6 protein-coding genes are annotated in these 7,070 nt (G+C 47.9%); all 6 read right to left on the bottom strand.

Annotation, left to right across the window (positions count from 1 at the left end):
• Window positions 1-1,995 (bottom strand): Ig-like domain-containing protein (locus HUF18_RS11915; protein ID WP_225692342.1); only part of this gene is annotated, 1,995 nt, incomplete at its 3' end.
• A gap of 73 nt (window positions 1,996-2,068) precedes the next feature.
• The gene (locus HUF18_RS11910; protein ID WP_225692341.1) at window positions 2,069-2,647 is read right to left on the bottom strand and encodes a phage tail protein; all 579 of its coding nucleotides are present in this window, start codon (window positions 2,645-2,647) and stop codon (window positions 2,069-2,071) included.
• A 15-nt stretch (window positions 2,648-2,662) separates the two neighbouring features.
• Window positions 2,663-3,241, bottom strand: a complete 579-nt coding sequence (locus tag HUF18_RS11905; RefSeq protein WP_225692340.1) for a phage tail protein — start codon at window positions 3,239-3,241, stop codon at window positions 2,663-2,665.
• On the bottom strand, window positions 3,201-4,190 hold the full coding sequence (locus HUF18_RS11900; protein ID WP_225692339.1) for a methionyl-tRNA formyltransferase: 990 nt from the start codon (window positions 4,188-4,190) through the stop codon (window positions 3,201-3,203). The genes HUF18_RS11905 and HUF18_RS11900 overlap by 41 nt, the downstream gene beginning before the upstream one ends.
• Complete coding sequence (locus tag HUF18_RS11895; RefSeq protein WP_225692338.1) at window positions 4,187-5,413, bottom strand: class I SAM-dependent methyltransferase; 1,227 nt, start codon at window positions 5,411-5,413, stop codon at window positions 4,187-4,189. The genes HUF18_RS11900 and HUF18_RS11895 overlap by 4 nt, the downstream gene beginning before the upstream one ends.
• Window positions 5,414-5,685: 272 nt before the next feature.
• Complete coding sequence (locus HUF18_RS11890; RefSeq protein ID WP_225692337.1) at window positions 5,686-6,966, bottom strand: NAD(P)/FAD-dependent oxidoreductase; 1,281 nt, start codon at window positions 6,964-6,966, stop codon at window positions 5,686-5,688.
• Between the last annotated feature and the right edge of the window lie 104 nt (window positions 6,967-7,070).

Raw genomic sequence — 7,070 nt, 5'->3', positions numbered from 1 at the left:
ACTGATAGCCACTGTCGGGGCTGTGCCGTCATAAGTAACTGCCAGCTGAGTCGCCGCCGTGTTGTTATTGCCAACGCCATCCTGGGCAACAGAGCCTGCAACATCCACCGTTACCGAACCATCTGCAGTTGGCGTAATTAACGCGGTATAAACCGATGCACTGGTCGCACTGAATGCACTGACGGAGGCATTACCGGCAACAATGTCGCTAACCGTAAAACCGGTAACATTTTCACTGAAGGTAAAGGTCGCGGTAAACGGAGCATTAATACTGCCGCTGGCACCGCTGATAGCCACTGTCGGGGCTGTGCCGTCATAAGTAACTGCCAGCTGAGTCGCCGCCGTGTTGTTATTGCCAACACCATCCTGAGCAACAGAGCCTGCAACATCTACTGTTACTGCGCCATCCGTGGTTGGCGTAATTAACGCGGTATAAACCGATGCACTGGTCGCACTGAACGCACTGACGGAGGCATTACCGGCAACAATCTCGCCAACGGTAAAGCCGGTAACATCTTCACTAAAGGTGAAAGTTGCGGTAAAAGCCGCATTGATAGTGCCACTGGCCCCGGATATAGCAACGGAAGGAATTGTCTGATCATTATCAACAATGGTTATCGTCTGTTGCTGCGTGCCGGATTCAGTGCCATTACTGACCGTCGAAATATCGACGATAATTGTTTCGTTAACTTCTTCTGTTGCATCTTCGCTGATACTCAGCGCTGAGGTTTTCGTCGTATTTCCTGTGGTAATCACAAGACTGCTGATCTGGGTATAGTCAACACCACTGGTTGCTGTTCCTGAGTAAATCAGATTAACCGTAATATCCTGATTAAAAGCATGACTGGCGGTTGCAGTTAAATTAACACTGCCGGCAGATTCTGCGGGACTCGTACTGCTGGCTGATAAGGTGATGGATGGGTAGGCTGTTACTGTCAGCGTGGTTGTATAAAAACCCGCACTGTAGGCCGTACCATCATTAACATCAAAAGTGAAACTGGAAGATGAACCTGTAGTGTTCAGATATTTAAGATAACCGGCATCAATATTGGCTTTACTGACCGGCGATCCATTACTCAGAGCGGATTCACCACCATTAATCGTATTGCTGCCATCACTGTCAAGCCAGAGACTTCCCTGCGCAGGAACAGTGACAATACGAATATGATTTAAAGGATCACCATCAGTGTCGGAATATGAAAAATCCGACGTTGAAAAAGCATAAGGTGTTCCCTGATAAACGGGGCTCGCAGTAAAGCTTGCAGCTGTTGGAGCGTTATTGGTAGAAAATAACGAGCCGGTAAAAGTATCCGGAAGATTGCTGGGATAACTTGGGTTATTAGCGAACGTCCAGTTTGCACTGTTATATATTTGAGTTAAACAATCGCTAAGTGTTGAATTACATATCGTTGATCCTTTGGCTGTATCGTAATAACCTTCTTCTTCTCTTATCAATGCAGTCAACCCATCGCTTAGACCAGTCCCATCCAGAGTAATCCCACTCGCTATTCTTCCATAAAATGCCAAAAATCCGCCTGTAGGATCACGTTCAGAGCCTAGATAAGCATAAAGTTGATCAGGGGGATTCATACCAAAACCATCATTAGTCTTTTGTACACTTCCCTTATTAGCAGATACAGGATAAGCAGGCAGACCTGCTCCTGGATTTTCAGGTTCATCTGCTACGTTAATAATTTTTATAACAGTCCCCCTGCTAATAGTAGAACCCGTATCATTTGTCCATTTGACAGCGCCTTCACTAATCAAAGATGAAAATGCAGTACCGTTCCACTCGTCATCATCAAAAAATATCGAAGTGTTATCAGGGCAATCATCAAGCAAAAGGAAAGTAATTCCTTCATCTCGAATAGCGGAAGATTCCTGAGCATTATATGCAAGAATCGCAATATCGCCCGGAGAGTTAATCACACCATCCTGGGTTGCGGCTGAAGCAACTAACGGCAAAAAAAACAGTAAAAATAAAAATTGCTTCATACCAATCTCCATTCGTTATTCAGATTTCCTTACGTGCAAAAAATACCGGACCGGTTTATCGGTCCGGTATTCATCAACCACGCGAAGGAAATATCCCTTGTGTACAGATAATGTAGCTGATTGCCAGTGATGGTTGCATATTATTGAACGACTGGTTGCCGCCCATTAAGCCGGTTTCTACCTGCAGGCCCGCAACAGGCAGCGGGCTACCTGAGTACATAGCGTTGGCTGTCGGTGCACTGGCATAAACATCTTCACCACTGTTAGTAAGAACACCAGCCCCCGGACTGACTTCATCTGCTTCACCTGTCTCAGTATTAACAGGCACCACAACATGACCGGCACTTTGCACAATCACCGCGTGGTTGTGAGAAGGCAGATTCAGACTGGTAAGGGTTACTGTTTCAGTACCAAAGTGCTGCCCAGTCGCACGCGGGGTCAAACCAGGACCGACACCAGTACCCAGCGCACAACGACCACGTAAGTCGGGCAAAGCAAAAGTCGTCCGGCCATCGCCACCGTACATAGTGCCGATAATAGAAAACAGTGCAGTATTGCTTGAAATAGCAATCAACTGGCCACCACAAAATGACCAGGCTCGCGGAGCCCAGTTAGCGCCGAACTGGGTAACGGTTGCAATTGTTCCTTCCATTTTTATTCTCCTTGATTAGCTTCGGGATGGGTAAATACCAAACATGCAAATGATGGCGGGCAGTGCCAGAGAAGGCTGCATATTATTGAACTCTTTCCCTGCTCCGGTGTTGGTCGCCACGGCTTCAAGACCATAAACCGCCAGCGGGCTGCCGGAATAAACAGCATTCATACTTGCGGAGCTGGCATAAATATCTTCTCCATTATTCGCCAGAACACCACTGCCCGGATTGGCTTCATCTGCCTCACCTGAAGCTGTATTAACCGGAATTCCGATATGCCCGGCGTGATCAACACGCACCGGATGATTGTGTGCTGGCATATGGGCAATGGTGAGAGTTACATCCTCACTCCCGACCCACTCTCCGATTCTGCGATCACTTAAACCCGGACCATGCCCGGTACCTATGGACGTCCGGCCCGACAGGTTTGGCAAAGAAAAACTTGTGCGCCCATCACCACCAAAATTCGTACCGAGCAATGAAAACAGAGCATCATACTGACTGATCGCCAGTAATTGCCCCTGACAATATGCCCAGTTTCTGGGGGCAAAATTACCGGCAAAGTTCGTTATATTGGCTATTGTTCCTTCCATCCTGCTTCTCCCGTTTTGTTATTGGATAACTGTCAAAGCTTTGTCCGGCCTGAAGTTGATAACGCTCAGCGAAGCGCAGTCCACTGAATATCCCTGCCGATAAATAAATAACATCAAGGCGTAATACACCATCGTGACAGGCAACCAATAAACCTTCCGGTTCACCGATGTGCACAATGGTTCCTGCTTCTAACCCATAGGATGGATGCCTGACCGGAGTTGCCTCCAGCAAGTACAACACCTCCTGATTAAAACTGAAAGCTGCCCCACCCAGGTTTGGGTTACAGGCACGGGCAAGATTAAAAATATCCAGACATCCTGATTGCTGCCAGTTGATACCCGCCGAATTAATGTCAGGGCGTGTGGCAGGCTTATCTGTATTTTGCACAACACGCTGCGGCTGCGGTTTAAGATCCATACCGCCTGATGACCACCATTGCGCTATAAATAATGGCATCTGCTGCGACAGATAAAGATTAAGCCCCTGATGAGTATCGTATGGGTGGATAGCAAATTCCTGCTGAAAAAGAATGTCACCACTATCAGCCTGCTCTGCAATCTGATGCAAAGTCAGACAACTGCTTTCAGCACCTGTTGAAATTTGCCAGAACAAGGGGTCTGCACCACGCCACTGTGGCAGATCGCTGGCATGAATATTAAGGAGTTTACCCTGCAGAGCCTGCACCATCGCCGGTGGAAATAAGAAGGATAAATAGCAGGAAACGATGGCATCAGCCTGAACATCACGCTGGTGTTCAATCAGGGCTTGCGGATTGTCCGGATGCATATACTGGACAGGAATTCCCAGCATCGCGCACTGTGCTGCCAGCTGCCGGCTGTCTTCCCCCGTCACATCGTAAAGCCATACTGCCGCCAGTTGCTGACGGGCATAGAGATCCTGAATCAATGGCAGGGCAAGGCTGGTCTGAGTGGCAATAATCAGCTTCATACCGGCTCCACATACACCGGCAGAAAACCGGGTAACCCCTGCTTACGGTAATAAAAAAGAATACTGTCGCCAGGTTTTATCAGCAGGTCACCGGGCTGAGGATTGCGCGGTTCAAAACCAATACAGACACTTAAATCCGGCAGCGGATGAGTGATACCGGATGCATACTCAGGCAGTGATAAATCCTGATGAACCTGAATCTCAGTGGTCAGCAACAGAATATGTTCAACAGAGGTATCCAGATCTTCAGGGATCTTAACCTGAAGGCAGCGGATCAGCTCACTGCCATCGTCCAGACGGAGCAGATCCAGCTGTCGCAGAGTGTCACGACTCAGCTCCAGCACAGGGCCGATATCAATCCGGCGTGTATTTTTTTCGCCCTCTGCTCTTGGCTCTGCCGGAAATTCATCTTCGGCCTGAGTAAGAACAGCACGGACACTGACTTTTTCCGGTAACAACAATGCGTCTTCGGCCAGCAGAGGGGCAAAATGCTGACATATATTCAGATGCCCTTCCCGGCTCAGACCATGCTGCATGGCCTCCACCAGCAAAATATCCACACTGCCATGTTCGGCGCGGTAGTCACAGGCATCCTGACATAATACCTGCACAACAGAATCAAGCTGAGTGGCTTCCACCAAAGCCTGCAAACTCTGAGCAGCAGCCGGATGAATATCAATCAGGGTAACTTCCAGCTTCTCCGGTAACTGTTGTTGTTCACGCAGAAAATGCAGTACCGGCAGAAGAAGTGGTGCAAAGGGGCCACAGGCAGGATAAACAAGATGACATTCGCGCTCTGCATACTGCGGCAGAATGTTACTGAGCGCCTGCCAGAAAGTGCTGACACGGACACTGTCCAGTACTGTACGGATAGCATAATCCGGCGACATCACTAAGCCATTTTTATTAATAAATTGACGCTGACGTAAAGGAGCAGGAATATCTAGCGAGCAATAAAACCCCGTAAGTTCCTGAAAACATTGCTGAAATACCGGCAGAGCCGGAGAATCATTAATTACCTGACAGACACTTTCAGAAAATACATTTGTTATACGTTCAGGCCATTCCCCTGCAGAAATTTTCGCTGGCGTTTTTAATGACGTGCGTAATTGCTGATTAAGAGAAGCTAATAGCGAAGGGTGATATGAATATTGTTGCTCAGATGAATTGTCTTCCGGCATAAAAGTTATCTGAGTATTGGGGTTCGGCACTGCTGTATCCATAACCTGATTCTCGTTCGACATCCTTGATATAAAGCGCAGCATGATCTATCGCCCCACAAAAATCAACGGCACCAGGAATATCAGACGATATTAATATAAGTAATATTTTCTTGGATTGAAGTAACCTATTAAAAACTATACTTTTGGATATACACGATAAAATTTATTTGTGTTAACGCCCCACGTTCAAAATGGGGCGTTTAGTAAATCATCCTTTAATATTTACCTGTAATAAAAAGCATTTGTGAATTTAACTCCGGCTATATCTGTCATTACTCATCCTTTAGACGGTTGATACCCAGTGCTTTTAATGTGTATTTTTCATAAATCGGTTCACTGGAACCGGTTTTCATCTTGCGGATAAAGTATTTTTCGAAAGCAATTTTCGCCAGATGCACCCACTTACCTTTTTTGAACCAGGTGATATTGCGTGGCGGAATCTGCGGGATGGCAACAAAGGCCGCGCCAGTGTCTCCCATATCCGCCAGACAGATTGCATTCCAGGTTCCGCGGGCATTAGCTTCACCTTTGCCATCCAGGTCAGCCGCCAGATTATGCGCAATCGCAGTCATCATGGATTCGATCATATATCCGGTTTTCGGCGTACCGGTCGGAACCGGCGTTTCCTCTACAGGAGGAATGGCAACACACACACCCGCCGAGAAAATATTTTTAAAGGTCGGGTTACGCTGGAACTCATCGATAATGACAAAGCCTTTCGGATTCACCAGCCCCTCCACCGCAGCCACCGGGTCAACCCCGGCAAAGGACGGCAACATCATGGAGTGCTTAAACGGCAGCTCATGCTGTTTTTTCAGCGAACCATCGTCATTCATCTCATCGACATACATCATGCCGTCGGCCACGCGGGTGACTTTGGCGTTGGTAATCCATTTGATATGACGGTTACGCAACTCGCTTTCCAGCATCGATTTGGAATCCCCCACACCGCCTAACCCCAGATGACCAATGTAAGGCTCACTGGTCACATAGGTCATAGGAATACGGTCACGGACTTTTTTGTTACGCAGTTCTTTATCAAGAATAAAGGCGTACTCATAAGCCGGCCCAAAACAGGAAGCGCCCGGCATGGCACCGACAATCGCCGGGCCCGGTTCGGCGATCATGGCTTTAACATTGTCGTAACAGGTTTCAGCATGATCCAGCGAACATACCGATTGGGTAAAACCGCCATGTGGGCCAGCGCCCTCAACCGCGGCAAAATTCAGTTTCGGGCCAGTGCAGATCACCAGATAGTCATAGGCCTCAACATCGCCATTGGCTAACGTCAGCTGGTTGGTTTTGGGATCGATGGTGACCACCGCCGAAGCGATGAATTCAATGCCTTTTTTCTCCAGATGAGGGCGGATAGGAAAACTGATTTCCGGACGTTCGCGCCAGCCAACCGCAATCCAGGGGTTCGAAGGAACAAACTGAAAGTCTTCACGTTCGTTGATAACCGTAACCCGGTGTTCTTTATTCAGGATTTCGCGGATTTCATACGCGCCTGCCATACCACCGGTACCGGCGCCCAATACGATAACTCTGGCCATAGTCTGCCTCACGCTTGTTATTGTCGAAGTGACAGATAAGGAGCAAAACAGAGGCCAAATATTACTACATAAGCATAAAGTAGAATTAATGGTGCAAAGCGATT

The organism is Thalassolituus sp. ST750PaO-4 (genome assembly GCF_020320405.1).
Lineage (GTDB): Bacteria > Pseudomonadota > Gammaproteobacteria > Pseudomonadales > Oceanobacteraceae > Venatoribacter > Venatoribacter alkanivorans.
This window is presented reverse-complemented; position numbering and strand designations above follow the sequence as displayed.

Excerpts from the sequence above, each read along its gene's own strand:
- HUF18_RS11910 (WP_225692341.1), bottom strand. The coding sequence starts at position 2,647 with ATGGAAGGAACAATTGCAACCGTTACCCAGTTCGGCGCTAACTGGGCT.
- HUF18_RS11905 (WP_225692340.1), bottom strand. The coding sequence starts at position 3,241 with ATGGAAGGAACAATAGCCAATATAACGAACTTTGCCGGTAATTTTGCC.
- HUF18_RS11900 (WP_225692339.1), bottom strand. The coding sequence starts at position 4,190 with ATGAAGCTGATTATTGCCACTCAGACCAGCCTTGCCCTGCCATTGATT.
- HUF18_RS11895 (WP_225692338.1), bottom strand. The coding sequence starts at position 5,413 with ATGGATACAGCAGTGCCGAACCCCAATACTCAGATAACTTTTATGCCG.
- HUF18_RS11890 (WP_225692337.1), bottom strand. The coding sequence starts at position 6,966 with ATGGCCAGAGTTATCGTATTGGGCGCCGGTACCGGTGGTATGGCAGGC.